General features: G+C 59.8%; 15 protein-coding genes and 1 pseudogene. 11 read left to right on the top strand and 5 right to left on the bottom strand.

Translation table 11 applies throughout. The annotated features are described in order from the left end of the window. A pseudogene (locus ACSBQQ_RS18340) lies at positions 1-110 on the top strand (transketolase-like TK C-terminal-containing protein); the annotation flags it as partial. Between the two features lie 50 nt (positions 111-160). Here the strand turns inward: ACSBQQ_RS18340 and nudK are convergent. Further along, a complete protein-coding gene (gene nudK, locus ACSBQQ_RS18345) occupies positions 161-736 on the bottom strand; it encodes a GDP-mannose pyrophosphatase NudK (protein WP_033635486.1) in 576 nt (191 codons plus the stop codon). 234 nt (positions 737-970) lie between these two features. Here nudK and ACSBQQ_RS18350 point away from each other — a divergent pair, with 234 nt between their 5' ends. The 3 genes from ACSBQQ_RS18350 to ACSBQQ_RS18360 all read left to right on the top strand — a co-directional run bounded on the left by ACSBQQ_RS18350 (position 971) and on the right by ACSBQQ_RS18360 (position 5,348). Then, a complete protein-coding gene (locus ACSBQQ_RS18350; RefSeq protein ID WP_140367561.1) occupies positions 971-2,617 on the top strand; it encodes a M60 family metallopeptidase in 1,647 nt (548 codons plus the stop codon). Between the two features lie 260 nt (positions 2,618-2,877). Next, positions 2,878-4,554, top strand: a complete 1,677-nt coding sequence (gene narQ, locus ACSBQQ_RS18355) for a nitrate/nitrite two-component system sensor histidine kinase NarQ (protein WP_060428914.1) — start codon at positions 2,878-2,880, stop codon at positions 4,552-4,554. Between the two features lie 161 nt (positions 4,555-4,715). Beyond that, the gene (locus ACSBQQ_RS18360; protein ID WP_033635488.1) at positions 4,716-5,348 is read left to right on the top strand and encodes a response regulator; all 633 of its coding nucleotides are present in this window, start codon (positions 4,716-4,718) and stop codon (positions 5,346-5,348) included. Positions 5,349-5,380: 32 nt separating this feature from the next. Here the strand turns inward: ACSBQQ_RS18360 and ACSBQQ_RS18365 are convergent, their stop codons facing one another. Beyond that, a complete protein-coding gene (locus ACSBQQ_RS18365; protein WP_004941750.1) occupies positions 5,381-5,659 on the bottom strand; it encodes a winged helix-turn-helix domain-containing protein in 279 nt (92 codons plus the stop codon). Between the two features lie 293 nt (positions 5,660-5,952). On the opposite strand from ACSBQQ_RS18365, the gene acrD reads away from it, so the two are divergent. Next, positions 5,953-9,090 (top strand): multidrug efflux RND transporter permease AcrD, encoded by a 3,138-nt coding sequence (gene acrD / locus ACSBQQ_RS18370; protein ID WP_033635489.1) that lies wholly within the window; start codon positions 5,953-5,955, stop codon positions 9,088-9,090. Positions 9,091-9,216: 126 nt separating this feature from the next. Here acrD and ypfM read toward each other — a convergent pair whose 3' ends face one another. After that, positions 9,217-9,276 (bottom strand): protein YpfM, encoded by a 60-nt coding sequence (gene ypfM / locus ACSBQQ_RS18375; RefSeq protein WP_100396732.1) that lies wholly within the window; start codon positions 9,274-9,276, stop codon positions 9,217-9,219. Positions 9,277-9,560: 284 nt separating this feature from the next. Between ypfM and ACSBQQ_RS18380 the strand changes: the two genes are divergently transcribed. The 6 genes from ACSBQQ_RS18380 (at position 9,561) to ACSBQQ_RS18405 (ending at position 13,699) form a co-directional block, all read left to right on the top strand. Then, positions 9,561-9,992: a GNAT family N-acetyltransferase gene (locus tag ACSBQQ_RS18380; protein WP_033648804.1), complete on the top strand. Its 432-nt coding sequence runs from the start codon at positions 9,561-9,563 to the stop codon at positions 9,990-9,992. A 531-nt stretch (positions 9,993-10,523) separates the two neighbouring features. Then, on the top strand, positions 10,524-11,075 hold the full coding sequence (locus ACSBQQ_RS18385) for a LuxR C-terminal-related transcriptional regulator (RefSeq protein WP_033648805.1): 552 nt from the start codon (positions 10,524-10,526) through the stop codon (positions 11,073-11,075). Positions 11,076-11,329: 254 nt separating this feature from the next. Beyond that, positions 11,330-11,716, top strand: a complete 387-nt coding sequence (locus ACSBQQ_RS18390; RefSeq protein ID WP_033648806.1) for an ArsC family reductase — start codon at positions 11,330-11,332, stop codon at positions 11,714-11,716. Beyond that, positions 11,713-12,840 (top strand): succinyl-diaminopimelate desuccinylase, encoded by a 1,128-nt coding sequence (dapE, locus tag ACSBQQ_RS18395; RefSeq protein ID WP_033648807.1) that lies wholly within the window; start codon positions 11,713-11,715, stop codon positions 12,838-12,840. The genes ACSBQQ_RS18390 and dapE overlap by 4 nt, the downstream gene beginning before the upstream one ends. Then, positions 12,837-13,511: a M15 family metallopeptidase gene (locus ACSBQQ_RS18400; protein ID WP_060428916.1), complete on the top strand. Its 675-nt coding sequence runs from the start codon at positions 12,837-12,839 to the stop codon at positions 13,509-13,511. Before dapE ends, ACSBQQ_RS18400 begins: the two co-directional genes overlap by 4 nt. 2 nt (positions 13,512-13,513) lie before the next feature. Further along, a complete protein-coding gene (locus ACSBQQ_RS18405; protein ID WP_004941720.1) occupies positions 13,514-13,699 on the top strand; it encodes a YpfN family protein in 186 nt (61 codons plus the stop codon). Positions 13,700-13,729: 30 nt separating this feature from the next. Here ACSBQQ_RS18405 and ypfH read toward each other — a convergent pair whose 3' ends face one another. Both ypfH and ACSBQQ_RS18415 read right to left on the bottom strand, forming a co-directional pair. Beyond that, positions 13,730-14,419, bottom strand: a complete 690-nt coding sequence (gene ypfH / locus ACSBQQ_RS18410; RefSeq protein ID WP_060428918.1) for an esterase — start codon at positions 14,417-14,419, stop codon at positions 13,730-13,732. A gap of 120 nt (positions 14,420-14,539) precedes the next feature. Continuing rightward, positions 14,540-16,552 carry a tRNA(Met) cytidine acetyltransferase TmcA gene (locus ACSBQQ_RS18415; RefSeq protein WP_060428920.1) on the bottom strand — a complete coding sequence of 671 codons (2,013 nt, stop codon included), beginning with the start codon at positions 16,550-16,552 and terminating at the stop codon, positions 14,540-14,542. Positions 16,553-16,608: the final 56 nt, after the last annotated feature.

Consider the following 16,608-nt stretch of genomic DNA (forward strand, 5'->3'; position numbering starts at 1 on the left):
TCGTGGGCATGACCACCTTCGGTGAGTCGGCGCCGGCGGAGCAGCTGTTCGCCGAGTTCGGCTTCACCGTGGACAACGTGGTGGCCAAGGCGCAGGCGCTGCTGAAGTAAGCGGCCTGGCGCCAGCCAATAAGAAAGCCGGTCATCGTGACCGGCTTTTTTTATGCCATCACCCGATGGATCTGCAAATACTGCAGCAGCATGATGGTCTTGCCGTCTTTAATGCGGCCGTCGGCGATCATCGCCACCGCTTCGCTGAACGGCAGTTCGATCACTTCAATATCTTCATCTTCAATGCCGCCGCCGGCCGCACGCCGCTCATCGTCATGGTATTCGGCGATAAAGAAGTGCACGATCTCGGTCACGCCGCCCGGCGACATGTAGGCTTCGAAGATTTTCTTGACCTCGCCCACCTGAAAACCGGTCTCTTCCACCGCTTCGCGGCGCGCGCACTGCTCCGGAGAATCGGCGTCCAGCAGGCCGGCGCAGGCCTCGAGCAGCATGCCGCTCTCGTTGCCGTTGACATAGGTCGGCATGCGGAACTGGTTGGTCAGCACCACCGTGCCCTTGGCGCGGTTGTACAGCAAAATGGTGGCGCCGTTGCCGCGATCGTAGACCTCGCGCATCTGTTGCACCGAACCGCCGTTTTTGCGTTTCAGATCGAACGTATACTTATGCAGCACATACCAGTTGTCCGACAGCAGCTCTTTCTTCACATTCTCAATTTTCGACGACATGACCCTTTTTCCTTGAGTTGCAACCTGAAGATCATACCGCGATTACGCCGCGCCGCGGCAGACGATTTGCAACAAAACATCATCGGCCCCGGCGGCGGCCCGACCTGAAATCATCTTAAAGTAAGCACATCTAAGTAGCGGAAACCCTGAAAAAAAACCATAAGGGATAGCGCCACATCATCCTAATAACACGCGCCTATTTTATTTTTCAACGCCTCTTTAGGGAAAACGAACGTGAAACTGACTCATCGCTGCTTGTTACCATTAAGCCTTTTATTGATGGCCAGCGCCGGCGCTCAGGCGGCGGACTGCGCCAAAGTGCCGGAATGGGCGGCTAAAACCTACGCCATCAAAGGCACCCAGGTCATAAAGGACAATACGCTGTTCGCCAATAAATGGTGGGCAGAAAAACACCATATCCCCGGCGTAGCCGGTTGGGTCGGCGAACCCTGGCAAAACCTCGGCCAGTGTGCCGCCCAGGAGACTCCCTGGTGGCAAGCCTATGCCGAGCAGGAGGGATTCAACGATGCGTTGCGTTACATCGGCACCAGCCTGGATGCGCTGAATCAGGACGCCGAACAGGCGCTGGCGGACTCGCAAGATGCCCGCACGCCGCTGTATTGGCTCAAACGCACCATGCAGATGTACCCGTCAGACACGCCAAATGTCTACCGGCTGCCGATCATTCACGCCGCCAGTTGGTACAACTCCTTGTATGGCAGCATGGCGCGCGGAATTTTCTTCTACACCCGCACGCTTGGGAATCAGGGCGACAGCGTCACGATAAAGGCCGGAACTATTCCGGCAGGCAGCTCATGTTTTGCGGCGACCAGCGCCCGTTTCGATAACGTTGACAACATCTACTCGAACAAACGAAAGCTTGATGCCAACAAGGAGACCACTTATACCTTCGCGCAAACCGGCGTACTGGCCTTAGGCTGCAGCCATCCGCAAAAACAGCAAAACGGCGAATTTATCCGGTTAGAGGTGAGCGGCGGTGGCGACAGCAACCTGCACATTCTCGGTCAGAATACGCAAGGCGACTGGGAGCAACAGAAGGCCGGCGCCGGCATCCTGGGCGGCGCCGTGTTGTATGACGGTAAATCCAATCACTTCGTACCGAAGAAAATCACCGACAAAACGCAGGAGATCATCAATAAATCGCTGGGGGAAAGCCTCAGCATCGCCGCGCTGTATGAAGCGGTGAACGGCATGGACGGCACCCACGAGATGTTCACGGCATCACAGGGTTCCCTGTTCCTCAACTACAGCAAATGCTGCAGCGCCGAATACCGCGAGGGCGCGGTCAACGTCGGTTTCTTCGCCGACAAGACCACCCGCGCCAACGCCGCCCACTGGGGACTCTGGCACGAACTGGGGCATGAGAACGAACCGCAGTGGGAATACAACGTATTCCCCGAAGTGCAGGTCAACCGTTATTCGGTACTGGCTTGCCGCCTGTTGTCGGAACGCAACGATTTCGACTATGGCCCAACCTGCAAACTGGGCGCCGACAAGGAGTGGGATCGGGATGCGGTGCGTAAGTTCCTCGCATCAGAAGTGCGCTATGACGAATTCCCGAAAAAGCAGCATGATGTCGCGCTGGGGTTTTTTACCCATCTGTTGCACGCTTATGATGAATCCTTCTTCCCGCGGATTAATCAGGAACGGCTGAAGCAGACTTTCGCGGCGCCGGGTAACACCATGCAGGATAAGTATAAATACGTTTTCGGCACGCCGCAGAAGGTCATCGACTTCAGCGTGGTCGTCTACAGCCGGGAGGCGGGGCAGGATCTGCGCGAGTACTTCACCCGCTGGGGGCTGCGCTTCAGCGACCACGCAGCGAAGCAAGTGGCCGCGATGAATCTGCCGACGCCCTGAAGCGCGGCAATAAAGCGCCCCCAGAAACAGGGGGCCTTCTGCCTGATTTCATCCGCGCTAAAGGCAAATCTTCAGAGAAAACCGGCCCGCCGCTGAACATCGGCGGGCATTTCGCTATTCATTTGATTACACAACGACAATTGTTCCCGTTTTGTTGACAACTTGATACAAATCGCGGTGCAATTTAGTTGCAAAAGTTATAGTTTTGCTTTCGAATGAAACTGGCGAAGCGCCTCACCTGAGAGAAAAGGATTCCGTGATTGCTTGTTAAACGTTCCGTGACCGGCAGCCTGGCCAGAGCGCTGTTCGGCATCGTGATACTGTCGGTGCTCGCCACCGGGTTGGCGTTGACGACCGTCGCCGGCAGCCAGAGCGATGCCGAGGCGATCAACATCGCCGGTTCGCTGCGCATGCAAAGCTACCGCTTGGCCTTCGATCTCGAGCGGCAGAGCCCGGAGTTGGAGCTGCACCTGCAGCAGTATCGGCAATCTTTGCAGGCGCCCGCGTTGCAAAAGCTGGCGCGCTTTTACGTCCCGGCCGAGGTGCGCAACCACTATCTGGCGCTGCAACGAACATGGCAAACGATGGAGCGGCAGATCCGCGACGGGCAGGCGGCCGCCTACCGGGCTGAGGTCGCCGGCTACGTCAACCGCGTCGATCATTTCGTTTCCGCTCTGCAGCGTTATTCCGAGTTGAAACTCACCCTGGTGGCCGCCGTCAGCGTACTGGGCTACGCCGCCATCATCGGTCTGGTGCTGTTCTGCATCCGCTTTATGCGCCGCCAGGTGGTCACGCCGCTGCAGCATCTGGTCGACGCCAGCCAGCGCGTGCAACAGCGCGACTTTCGCCATCCGCAGCTGGACGTGGCGCTGCCGAACGAACTCGGCGTGCTGTCGCAAACCTTCAGCGCCATGTCTGACGAGCTGGCCCGGCTCTATCAGTCGCTGGAGCTGAAAGTGCAGGAAAAGACCCGGCGCCTGCAACAGGCCAACGAAACGCTGGAGGTGCTGTATCGCTGCTCGCAGGCGCTGAGCGTGCGCCAGATCGATCAGCAGGCGTTCGAAAATGTGCTGCGCATCGTGCGCCAAAGTGAACGACTGCGCTGCATCCGGTTGAACGTGGCGGACGATCATGGCCAGTGGCAACTGAACGAAGGAGAGCCGGCGCCGGCGCAAACCTGGAGCGCGCTGCCGATCACCCAAGGCGATAAACTGCTGGGCGAGTTGCGATGGCAGCCCGAAGCGCAGCCGCCGCATCCTCATCTGATGCAGAGCCTGGCCAACATGCTGGGACGCGGCGTCTACTTCAACCGGGCGCAAAAGCAGCACCAATATCTGCTGTTGATGGAAGAGCGTGGAACCATCGCGCGCGAGCTGCACGATTCGCTGGCGCAGACGCTGTCGTTCCTGCGCATTCAGCTGACGCTGCTCCGGCGCGCCGCCGACGATCCGGCGGCGCAAACGATTATCGACGATTTCGATCGCACGCTGGCCGATGCCTATCGCCAGCTGAGAGAATTGCTGGCCACCTTCCGCCTCAACATTCAGGAGGCGGATCTGAATGCCGCGCTGGAGCAACTGTTGCAGCCATTAAAGGCGCTAACCCCCGCGCGGATTCAGTTACACTGTCGGCTGCCCTCGCAGGCGCTCAACGCCCAGCAGCAGGTGCACGCGCTGCAGATCGTGCGCGAGGCGGTGCTCAATGCCGTCAAGCACGCCGGAGGGAACGAGATCGCGGTATGTTGCGAGGTCAACGCCGCAGGCGACAACGTATTCAGCATTACCGACGACGGTTGCGGCATCGCCAGTCTGGAAGAACCGGAAGGGCACTACGGCTTGACCATCATGAGCGAACGCGCGGCGCGACTGGGAGGAACGCTGCGCATCCGGCGCAGAAGCGGCGGCGGCACGGCGGTCTGCCTGACATTCTCGCCCTGACCTTGCGGCTGTTCACTCTGCGTTACGGTTGCCGCCGGCCTGAAGGCCGCCCGGAGAGGTTTGCGGTGCAGAATGCCGCTATTTTTGAAGAGACAGTCCCACTGTGAAGCACGCCTCCGGGCGCGTTTGAGTGGCTTTACTTGCTACAGGGAGCATATTTCATGGTGATGAAGCAATACCGAGTCATGATCGTTGACGATCATCCGTTGATGCGGCGCGGCATCAAACAACTGCTGGGACTGGATGCGCGATTTGGCGTGGTGGCAGAGGCCGGCAACGGCAGCGAGGCGGTTGCACTGGCGCTGCAACACGCTCCGGACGTGATCTTGTTGGATCTGAACATGAAGGGCATGTCGGGGCTGGATACGCTGCGGGCCCTGCGCGACGAAGGCGTGGACGCGCGCATCATCGTGCTGACGGTCTCCGACGCGCGCAGCGATCTGTATGCGCTTATCGACGCCGGCGCCGACGGCTATCTGCTGAAAGACAGCGAACCCGAACAACTGCTGGAGCACATCAGCGCCGCCGCCGAGGGCCAGAACGTGATCAGCGACGCCATGGCCGACTATTTGCTGGCGCGCAGCGAGCAGCGCGACCCCTTCGCCGCCTTGACCGAACGCGAACTGGACGTCCTGCAAGAGGTGGCGCGCGGCCTGTCCAACAAGCAGGTGGCGGCGCAGTTGCATATCTCTGAAGAAACCGTGAAGGTGCACATCCGCAACATACTGCGCAAGCTGGACGTGCGTTCTCGCGTGGCGGCGACGGTGATGTACCTGGAGTACAAAAGCCACTGATCGCCCCGCCCCGGCCGATCCGCCGGGGCCGCTTACTCGATGGCGCTGAGCAGCGCCTGATGATGCTGGTGCACCCAGCTCTTGTTGAACGGCCCCCAGCTTTCCAACTGATAGAAACCGTCGTTGTTGCGCACGCCCTGCTGCACGAACTGCAGCTCGACGCCCATGCCGGGCAGCGCCTTCAGCACATCCTGCAACGTACGGCGCGGCCAGCCGGTCAGCGCCATCAACCGCGGCACATTGGGCCGCTCACTGTGGCTGATCAGCCAGCATAAATAAAGCCGACGGGCAAATACCGGGTTAATTCCCATGCCAAGCTCCTGCTGTAAGGTGAGGCCAGTTTTTACTTTTCGATTCCCTGCGGCGAAAAAATGCGCAAGGCCTTTGATAGTAATAAAAATGTCTTAATAGCGTACAATTACCGACGCCGATACGCCCGCGCCGTTTTCCGCTACCGTTATTTACACTATCTCCTTTTTTTCTCCACGCTTTCCTCGGCTATCCCGAGTAAAGTGCAATAGCGCCGGAATCCTTCCCTGCCGCTGAAATGCATATTTCCGATGCGTTTTAAAGATAGAACAAGTCATAACGAGGTTCGCGCTGCATGGCCAATTTTTTTATTGATCGCCCGATTTTCGCCTGGGTGCTGGCAATTATTCTTTGCCTGACCGGAGCGTTGGCGATTTTTTCTTTACCGGTAGAACAATACCCGAATTTGGCGCCGCCGAACGTGCGCATCAGCGCAACTTACCCAGGTGCTTCGGCGCAAACGCTGGAAAACACCGTTACCCAAATCATTGAACAGAATATGACCGGCCTCGACAACATGATGTACATGTCGTCGCAGAGCACCAATACCGGCCAGGCGACCGTGACCTTGACGTTCGAAGCCGGCACCGATCCCAACGAGGCGATGCAGCAGGTGCAAAACCAGCTGCAGGCCGCGATCAAACGCCTGCCGCAGGCGGTGCAAAATCAGGGGGTGACGGTCTCGAAATCCGGCGACACCACGCTGATGATGGTGGCGTTCGTCTCCACCGATGGCAGCATGGACAGGCAGGACATCGCCGATTACATCGTCTCCAACCTGCAGGATCCGCTCAGCCGCATCAACGGGGTCGGCAGCATGGACGTGTACGGCTCGCAATACGCCATGCGCATCTGGCTCGATCCCAACAAGCTCAACAGCTATCAGTTGACCACCCAGGATGTGGTCAGCGCCATTCAGTCGCAGAACGCCCAGGTCGCGGTCGGCCAGTTGGGCGGCACACCATCGGTCGATAAGCAGGCGCTGAACGCCACCATTAACGCCCAGTCGCAGCTTCAGACGCCGGAACAGTTCCGCCAAATCACCCTGCGGGTCAATCAGGACGGTTCGCTGGTGACGCTGGGCAACGTCGCCACCGTCGAACTGGGCGGCGAAAACTACAACTACCTCAGCCGCTACAACGGCATGCAGGCCGCGGGCATGAACATCAAGCTGGCCTCCGGCGCCAACGAACTGCAGACCGACCAACTGGTGAAGGACAAGATCGCCGAGCTGTCGCAATACTTCCCGCACGGGCTGGAGGCCAAAGTGGCCTATGAAACCACCCCCTTCGTCAAAGCCTCGATCAAGGACGTGGTGAAAACGCTGCTGGAAGCCATCCTGCTGGTGTTCCTGGTGATGTATCTGTTCCTGCAGAACTTCCGCGCCACGCTGATCCCCACCATCGCCGTGCCGGTGGTGCTGCTGGGCACCTTCGCCATCCTTTCCGCCTGCGGCTTCAGCATCAATACCCTTACCATGTTCGCCATGGTGCTGGCGATCGGCCTGCTGGTGGACGACGCCATCGTGGTAGTGGAAAACGTCGAACGCGTGATGAGCGAAGAAGGCCTGCCGCCGCGTGAAGCCACGCGCAAATCCATGGGGCAAATTCAGAGCGCGCTGGTCGGCATCGCCCTGGTGCTGTCGGCGGTGTTCGTGCCGATGGCGTTCTTCGGCGGCACCACCGGCGCCATCTATCGCCAGTTCTCCATCACCATCGTTTCCGCCATGGTGTTGTCGGTGCTGGTGGCGATGATCCTGACCCCGGCCCTGTGCGCCACGCTGCTCAAACCGATCGCCAAGGGGCACCATCACGGCAAGCGCGGCTTCTTCGGCTGGTTCAACCGCATGTTCAACCGCAACGCCGAACGCTATGAGCGCGGCGTGGGGCGCATTCTGCACGCCAGCGGCCGCTACATGGTGATTTATCTGCTGTTGCTCGGCGGCATGGCGCTGCTGTTCATCAAGCTGCCGACCTCGTTCCTGCCGCAGGAAGACCGCGGCATCTTCACCGTACAGGTACAGCTGCCGGCGGGCTCGACCCTGCAGCAAACCTCTAAAGTGGTGGAAAAGGTCGAGCAGTATTTCCTCACCGAAGAGAAACAGGACGTGTTGTCGGTGTTCGCCATCATCGGCTCCGGGCCGGGGGGCAACGGCCAAAACGTGGCGCGTCTGTTCGTTCGGCTGAAAGACTGGGATCTGCGCACCTCGGGCGCCAACAGCTCGTTCGACATCATCGATCGCGCCACGCTGGCATTCAACAAGATTAACGAAGCGCGGGTGATCGCCAGCAGCCCGCCGGCGATCACCGGCCTCGGCAACTCCTCCGGCTTCGACATGGAACTGGAAGATCACGCCGGGTTGGGGCACGCCAAACTAATGGCGGCTCGCGACCAACTGTTACAGCTGGCGGCGCAAAATCCGCTGCTGTCGCGCGTGCGCCACAACGGCCTGGACGACAGCCCGCAGCTGCAGATCGATATCGATCAGCGCAAGGCGCAGGCGCTGGGCGTATCTATCGACGACATCAACAATACCCTCTCTACCGCCTGGGGTTCGACCTACGTCAACGACTTCGTCGATCGCGGCCGGGTGAAGAGAGTTTACGTGCAGGCCGCCGCGCCGTTCCGCATGCTGCCGGAAGACATCAACAAATGGTATGTGCGCAACAGCGCGGGCGGCATGGTGCCGTTCTCGGCCTTCGCCAGTTCACACTGGGAATACGGCTCGCCGCGGCTGGAACGCTATAACGGCAACTCGGCGCTGGAAATCGTCGGCGAGGCGGCCAACGGCGTCAGCACCGGCACCGCCATGGCGGAAATGGAAAAACTGGTCAGCCAGTTACCGACCGGCTTCGGGCTGGAATGGACGGCGCTCTCCTACCAGGAACGCTTGTCCGGCTCGCAGGCGCCGGCGCTGTACGCCATCTCGCTGCTGGTGGTGTTCCTGTGCCTGGCGGCGCTGTATGAAAGCTGGTCGATACCGTTCTCGGTGATGCTGGTGGTGCCGCTGGGGGTGATCGGCGCGGTCGCCGCCACCTGGCTGCGCGGCCTGGAGAACGACGTTTATTTCCAGGTCGGCCTGTTGACCATCATTGGGCTGTCGGCGAAAAACGCCATTCTGATCGTCGAATTCGCCAACGAGCTGAACCACAAAGGGCAGGATCTGATGTCCGCGACGCTCGACGCATCACGCATGCGTCTGCGGCCGATCCTGATGACTTCGCTGGCGTTCATCTTCGGCGTGCTGCCGATGGCCACCAGCAGCGGCGCCGGTTCCGGCAGCCAGCATGCGGTCGGCACCGGGGTGATGGGCGGCATGATCTCCGCCACCCTGCTAGCGATTTTCTTCGTGCCGCTGTTCTTCGTGCTGGTGCGCCGCCGCTTCCCGGGCAAAGCGCATCCGGCAGGCAATACGACGGCCGCCGGGGAGTGATAGCCTGGGCATAAAAAAAGCAGCGTCGGGTTACCGATGCTGCTTTATTTCGAACGATAATCTCGTTCCCAAGGTGTTTCAGTGACTTTCCAATGACTCAACCTTGCCATCTGCTTCAACGCTGTGTCAGTTGCCCAACATCTCATCAATGAAGTCTTTCCAGTTTCCTAATTCACGATCAACCATAATACTTTACAACCTCAATTATTTGACGAAGCGGATTCTACGCCTGTTTTTTGACCATGTGAAGGGAAACGGGAACGATGCCGGGCCCGGAAACCGGGCTTAGCGCACATTTTCGTATTTATCTGATCAATGTTTAGTGCTGCTATTCCCTTGTGATATCAATTTCTCCGCGGTAGCGTGTAAAAGGTATAAAAATACGACAATGGAGCGCCGACATCTGCGGGTATCAGCGCGCCATTCGGCACTATGCCGCCAACCTCAGTCTTATTGGTTAGAGGAAAACGATGGAAATTATCACCGACCCGAACCGCCGCGCCATCGACTGGCAGCGGCTGTGTGAATTGCTGGAGGCCGCCGGGCTGGGCAAGCGCGATCCGCACACCCTGCAGCGCGTTTACCAACACAGTCAGTTTTGCTATTGGGGGTTTATCGGCGACGAGCTGATCGCCACCGCGCACGCCATCAGCGACCTGACCTCGGTCGCTTATCTGGCCGACGTGGCGATCGATCCGCGCTTTCAGGGGCAAGGGCTGGGGCGCCGGTTGATGGACCGGGTGATGCAAGATTTGGCGCCGCTCGGCAAGATTTTCATCTATTCCGTGCCGGAAAAACTGGCCTTCTATAAAAAGTACGGCTTTCATGATTTGACCACCGGCATGGTGTATGCGGACGGCGCCTCACTGCAACGGTTGCAAAACGGCGGTTATATCCGCTGATCATCTTGATCAAAATACTTTTCTCAGAAGAATACAGCTGACGATATGCTTGAGACAGATAAAACGCTTAGCAAAAACGCCCCAGAAAAAATACACACTCTCTTTTAACTTTTTATTTTCACTATTATTCACCTCTGCAACCATGAATGAGAAAACGTTTGAACTTCCTGTCAGAGATATTTCTTAGTCATTAGACCTCTTACAAAGATATCACGAACCAAAAGATCGGTAAAAACGATCGAATATTAATTTACGATAGGAATAATCTATGATATTTCCTTTTAATTATCCTTGATTGATAGCTGGCATCTATTTAAAAACCTCTACCCCTCTTGCGGCACTTTTTATTACTCCTATTTATCTCTTGATTATCAATCAAATAAAAAACAAACTGACTAAACCAGCGGTATAGGTAAATGTTGAGATTCATTACCGGAAATAATTCAACATTTAATTATTTCGATTATTTCTATTTTTATACTTTAAGATAATCGTCGCCACCGGGAATAAAAAATAAAGGATTATAATAATATGAAGATCGATATTTTCAGCGAATGTACCTATACCATTATCGGTATCAGACAACTGATAAATCAAACATGGTCAGAAAAAAACACGCCAGCCGACTTTAACCGCAGAAGGGTCTGCTTTATCGATGTCACCCTCGCCAATTTTGAAGCGCGTTACCGCGATGAATATGCCAACCCCAAAACCTACAAAATAGTCATTATTACCGACTGCCCGCATGAGATGGTGATTGTCGACAATAAGACCATTATATTATCAAACCTTATATCTTTAAGCCGTTTCAGCCACCTGATCGGCGATTTATATACGCGCTACAGTCACTATACCGAGCCGCCGCAGCTCTCCCGGCGCGAGTCCCTTTTCCTGTCGGAGTGGTCGACGGGAAAATCGCTGACCGATATCAGCAACGCTATGAATATAAGAAACAAAACCGCCAATCATTACAAATCGAGAATCATGAAAAAGCTTGGCGCCAGCAGAATAAAACCGCTTTTGCATATTACCCGCGTACGGTGTTTAACCGATCGTTTAAATATAAAAATTAATAAAGAATAGTTCCTCTGAGCCCAGATCCGCATTGGCGGCTGAACGCGTTCGCCGACGTCTTTTACAAGCACCGTCGGCGAAGTCTGCCGTTCAACCACATTGCCAACCTCTCTCCCTGGTGCTCAATCGCATCTCGCGCGCATCGTTGTCTGGATCTCGCCGCCGCTTTACTGGCATTATCTCTGCTATCGCCGGGCGGCGAGAAGGCCTAAGACCGCGCCCGCCGCCCAGTATCGACTCGACGAGACAGGTAGCTTTACGCCATGGCAAACAAACCGCAACAGACAACGCTGACGATGTACGGCATCAAAAACTGCGACACCATCAAGAAAGCCCGCCGCTGGCTGGAAGATCAGGGCGTGGCCTATCATTTTCACGACTACCGCGCCGACGGCCTGACCGAACAGCAGCTGCGCGGTTTCGTCGCGCAACTGGGTTGGGAGCCGCTGCTCAATACCCGCGGCACCACCTGGCGCAAGCTGGATGAAGCGCAGCGCAACGCCTGCGATAACGCCGACGCCGCCATCGCGCTGATGCTGGCGCAGCCGGCAATCATTAAACGCCCGCTGCTGGACGACGGCAACGGCCGCGCCCTGCTCGGTTTTAACGCCGACGCTTACCAGCAATTTATCGCCGAGGTCGCCGTATGACTTGCCCGGTTATCGAACTGGCCCAGCAGCTGATCAAGCGCCCTTCCCTCAGCCCGAATGACGAAGGCTGCCAGCAGCTGATGATCGATCGTCTGCAGGCAATCGGCTTCACCGTCGAAGCGATGGACTTCGAAGACACCCAGAATTTCTGGGCCTGGCGCGGCGAAGGGCAAACCCTGGCGTTTGCCGGGCACACCGACGTGGTGCCAACCGGCGATGAAAAGCGTTGGGACAACCCGCCGTTTGAACCGGCGATCCGCGACGGCATGCTGTATGGCCGCGGCGCGGCGGACATGAAAGGTTCATTGGCCGCAATGGTGGTGGCCGCCGAGCGATTTGTCGCCGCCAACCCGGATCACCGGGGCCGCCTGGCATTCCTGATCACCTCGGATGAAGAGGCCAGCGCCACCCACGGCACGGTTAAGGTGGTCGAAGCGCTGATGGCGCGCAACGAGCGGCTGGATTACTGCCTGGTCGGCGAGCCGTCCAGCACCGAGCGCGTCGGCGACGTGGTGAAAAACGGCCGACGCGGCTCCATCACCGCCAACCTGCATATCCACGGCGTACAGGGGCACGTCGCCTATCCGCACCTGGCGGACAACCCGGTGCACCGCGCCATGCCGGCGCTGAATGAACTGGTGGCGATCGAATGGGATCGCGGCAACGAGTTCTTCCCGCCGACCAGCATGCAGATCGCCAACGTGCAGGCCGGCACCGGCAGCAACAACGTGATCCCGGGCGATCTTTATGTGCAGTTCAACTTCCGTTTCAGCACCGAGCTGACCGATGCGATGATCAAGCAGCGCGTGGAAGAGCTGCTTGAACGCCACCAGCTGAACTACAGCATCGAGTGGCGGCTGTCCGGCCAACCGTTCCTCACCTCGCGCGGCGCGCTGGTGGATGCGGTGGTCAACGCCGTCGAGCACTATTCTGAACTGACGCCGCAGTTGCTGACCACCGGCGGCACCTCCGACGGCCGCTTCATCGCGCAGATGGGCGCGCAGGTGGTGGAGCTGGGGCCGGTCAACGCCACCATCCACAAGGTCAACGAATGCGTCAACGCCGCAGATCTGCAGCTGCTGAGCCGCATGTATCAACGCATCATGGAGCAATTGGTCGCATGATCAACGCAGAGATGCTCACCGGCCGCTCAACCGAACACCTGGCGCCGCTGAGCGGGAACCATCGGCTGCAGCCGCAGGCGGTCAACGCCTTCCTGGCGATGCAGCAGGCCGCGCGTGAGGCGGGATTCGATCTCCAACCCGCCAGCACCTTCCGCGATTTCGACCGGCAGTTGGCGATCTGGAATGGCAAATTCTGCGGCCAGCGGCCAGTATTAGATAAGGACAGCCGCCCGATCGACGTCGCGCCGCTGCCCGCCGCCGAGCGCTGTGAGGCGATCCTGCGCTGGTCGGCCCTGCCGGGCGCCAGCCGCCATCACTGGGGCAGCGATCTGGATGTGTACGATCCGTCGCTGCTGCCGGAAGGGAAAAAGCTGCAGCTGGAGCCGTGGGAATATGAAGAAGGCGGTTACTTTGCGCCGCTCAACCAGTGGCTGACGGCACATATGGCCGAGTTCGGTTTCTACCGCCCCTTTACCGAAGACAGCGGTGGCGTGGCGGTAGAGCCGTGGCATCTGAGCTACCGGCCGCTGGCGCAAGAGGCCGAACGCTTGCTGACCCCGGCGCTGTTGCTGGCGGCCTGGCAAGACAAGGAGGTCGCCGGTGCCGAATGGCTCGAACACCATCTGCCCTCGATTTTTTCGCGTTTTATACGCAGTGAAGTAAAGGAGTAGCTATGCAATGGTTAGCTGATTACTGGTGGATTATCCTGCTGGTTCTGGTGGGAATGGTCGTCAGCGGCATCAAGGAACTGCGCCGCGTCGACGTGAAAAGCTATCTGGCCAACAAGCCGGAGATACCGCCGCACCGCGACAATAATGCCCAGTGGGATGACGAAGACGACTGGCCGAAAAAGAAATGACACCAGGGCGCTTATCGGCGCCCTGAGTTTTTAGCGAAAGGCGATCAGCTCGCCGCGCTTGCCGGACAATGCCTCGTCCCAGTAGCGCTGCGGCACATAATAATGCAGCCTTTCCAGCGCGGCGTTCATCATGCCCTGGTTGATCGCGTGCCCGACGTTTTCCTCCACGTCCAGCGTGAAATCGGCGCCGCCGGCTCGAAGCGCTTCCGCCGCCGCGTGAGCGTGTTGCACCGCGATCACCGCGTCCTCTGCACCGTGGATCAAATGCACCACGCTGTCGCCGAAAGCCTGTTCAGGCAGCTGGGCGAAACGCCCGCTGAACGCCACCACGCGCCCGGCCAGCCGGGTTTCCGCTTTCAACGCTTCCAGCGCCATAATGGCCCCTTGCGAGAACCCCACCAGCGCCGTGCCGGCATAGCCCACGCCGCTCAGCTGCTGCCAATGGCGCACCACCGCCACAAACTGCGGCATCACGTCTGCAATACGGGCCGCGCGGTTCCCTTCGGTCACGTCCTGCACCGAAAACCACTGGCGCCCGGCGCCGTTGCCAAACGCTTCGGGGCCACCGATGCTCACCACCTGCGCCTGAGGAAACTCTTTGGCGAAGTAGCTGCCGATCTCCCCCATCGCCACCGGGTTATCGCCGACACCGTGAAACAGCAAGATCAGCTGCGCCGCCGGGGGCGCCGGACTTTGGACAACGAAATGCTCATGTTTCATCGATGACTCCTTAATAGTAACCAAACCTGGTGCGAGGACAGTCGCCGCCGCACCGCTGACAGTGACTATACGCCGTTGAGAAAGCGGGAAAATCGGGTTTTATTGAGCGAGTTGTTCAATTTATTGCAACGACTGCGCCCAGTCGCGCCAGTAGCGGCAGTGCTGCGCATTCAGCTGTTCCAGCGCCTGCGCCGTTTCATGCCGCCAGTGGCGCAGCAAGGCTTTCTGGCCGCTGACGCCCGCCTGCTCCGCGCAGGCCGCAGGGGATTGCCGCCGCTGCAGATGGCCGCGCAGCGCGGGCAGCGGCAGATTGCTGGCCAACAGCAAACGCTGCAATGCCCCCAGGCTGGCCTCCAGCGGCCGGTGGGCGAAAGCGAACCCGGCCAGCTCACGCCAGTCCTCTTCGCCGAGCGACGTATCGCCGTCGTCGCCCGGGATCGCCAGCGCGAGTTCGATGCGCTGCCGCAGCCAGGGCCAGTCGCGCGCCAGATGCTTGTGCGCCGCGTGCCGCAGCGCCTCCCCTTGCTCGCTCAAGGGCAAAATAGCCATCGCGGTATAGCAGCCGCTGCTGGCCTCCGGTTTGCTGCCGATACGCACCAGCTCGAAACCGCAGGATTGCCAAAAGCGCCACAGCGGCTCGGTATAGCCGAAGCTGACCGACAGGAAATCCAGCCCCTGCGCCTGGCGGCGTTGCCGTTCGATCAGCTGACGCGCGATACCCTGCCGCCGCAGCGCCGGCAGCGTCGCGATGCGGGTAATGCGCCGTGAACGCAGCGTCGGCGCCCACCATTGGCCGCCGTGCGCCGCCAGCGACTGCGCCACCAGGTTGCCGCGCGGCCGACGACGGCCGGCCCACACATCGTGCGCCAACTCGGTGCTCAAGCCGCCTTCGTCCACCAGCCACACGGCGCCGACCACCTCTGGCCCGGCCTGCGCCAGCCCGTAGTGCATGCCGGGCGCATCCATCAGCCTGCGCAAGTCCAGCGGCGAGGTGCGGTAATGCGCGCTGCTCAGCAGGGCGTAGAAACGCGCCAGTCGCTGCGGATCGGCGCACAGCTCACGCTGCTCTGCCTGGCTGTAATCGATCGCCTGGCCATCCGCCGGCCAGGCGGGCAGCTCATTGAACAACAGCGCATTGTCCGTGACCCGTTCCAGCGCATCGCCCTGTGCCCAGCGCATCGGCTGTTGCAGGCTCAACGCCTGATAAGACGGCAGCCCGGCGCAAAACTTCAGCAGAAAACCGCGGCCGGTGCCCTCATACCCCTGCACCGTAGTGGTCAGCAGCACGCGCGGGAAATAACCGATCAGCTGCTGCAGCAGCGGCGCGGGGATCGCCGCCGCTTCATCCACCAGCAGCCAGCCCACGGCGCCGACGTCCCCCTCCCGACACTGCGCCAGCAAGGCATCGGGCGCCCAAAACTGCGCGCGCCCCTGCGCCCATTCCCCGGCCACCTCCGTGGCGGCGCGGCTCGGCCCGGTGATCCAACAGGTCAGCGGCGACTGCGCCACCAGCATGCCGGCCAGCGTCGATTTGCCGCGGCCGCGGGCGGCGGTCAGCACCCACACGCCGGATTCGGCCTGCAGCAGCGCCGTCAAGATCGCCTGTTGCTCCCCGGTCGGCCGGCCATCCGGCGGCAGCCAACCCTCGCGCGCCGGCAGCTCGGCGAGCGTCAGAGGCTCATCCTGCCGCCAGATCGTCACTTCTCGGTCGTCGGCCAGGTGCTGCTGCAGATGGTGAATGAAATGCGGGGTGGTGATCGGCTGTGGGCAATCGCTCCAGCGCAGGCTGTCGCCGTCCGGCTGCTGAGGCCATTGCCGCCAGGGCGGCGTCAGCAGCAGCAGCCAGCTGCCGGCGCGCAGTGCGCCGCACAGCGCCGCCAACGCCTCCACGTCCAGCGATTGGCCGGCGTCGAACACCGCGTGCAGCCGCTCCTGCCCCAGCAGTTGGCGCACCGCGCCGCTCGCCAACGCCGTCAGGCCGGGCGGCGGGTTTTCCCCCACCCACGGCCAGTCGCCCGGCAGCGTCGCCGCCAGCCGCTGCGCCTGTTCGCGGCACCAGCCGGGTTCACCGCTGAGCACCAGCAGGCGCCGGATGCCCTGCCGCCGCATGAGTTGTTGCGCTGCCTGTAACATAAGGCTGTATCTCAATCCGAAAAAAATGCCGGAGTCAGGCTCCGGCACTTGAGGCG

Source organism: Serratia sp. G204Y, from assembly GCF_051172435.1.
Taxonomy (GTDB): Bacteria; Pseudomonadota; Gammaproteobacteria; order Enterobacterales; family Enterobacteriaceae; genus Serratia; species Serratia sarumanii.

Coding starts and splice junctions, on each gene's coding strand:
- nudK (WP_033635486.1), bottom strand. CDS start 736: ATGTCGTCGAAAATTGAGAATGTGAAGAAAGAGCTGCTGTCGGACAAC.
- ACSBQQ_RS18360 (WP_033635488.1), top strand. CDS start 4,716: ATGGTGATGAAGCAATACCGAGTCATGATCGTTGACGATCATCCGTTG.
- ACSBQQ_RS18365 (WP_004941750.1), bottom strand. CDS start 5,659: ATGGGAATTAACCCGGTATTTGCCCGTCGGCTTTATTTATGCTGGCTG.
- acrD (WP_033635489.1), top strand. CDS start 5,953: ATGGCCAATTTTTTTATTGATCGCCCGATTTTCGCCTGGGTGCTGGCA.
- ACSBQQ_RS18380 (WP_033648804.1), top strand. CDS start 9,561: ATGGAAATTATCACCGACCCGAACCGCCGCGCCATCGACTGGCAGCGG.
- ACSBQQ_RS18385 (WP_033648805.1), top strand. CDS start 10,524: ATGAAGATCGATATTTTCAGCGAATGTACCTATACCATTATCGGTATC.
- ACSBQQ_RS18390 (WP_033648806.1), top strand. CDS start 11,330: ATGGCAAACAAACCGCAACAGACAACGCTGACGATGTACGGCATCAAA.
- dapE (WP_033648807.1), top strand. CDS start 11,713: ATGACTTGCCCGGTTATCGAACTGGCCCAGCAGCTGATCAAGCGCCCT.
- ACSBQQ_RS18400 (WP_060428916.1), top strand. CDS start 12,837: ATGATCAACGCAGAGATGCTCACCGGCCGCTCAACCGAACACCTGGCG.
- ACSBQQ_RS18405 (WP_004941720.1), top strand. CDS start 13,514: ATGCAATGGTTAGCTGATTACTGGTGGATTATCCTGCTGGTTCTGGTG.
- ypfH (WP_060428918.1), bottom strand. CDS start 14,419: ATGAAACATGAGCATTTCGTTGTCCAAAGTCCGGCGCCCCCGGCGGCG.
- ACSBQQ_RS18415 (WP_060428920.1), bottom strand. CDS start 16,552: ATGTTACAGGCAGCGCAACAACTCATGCGGCGGCAGGGCATCCGGCGC.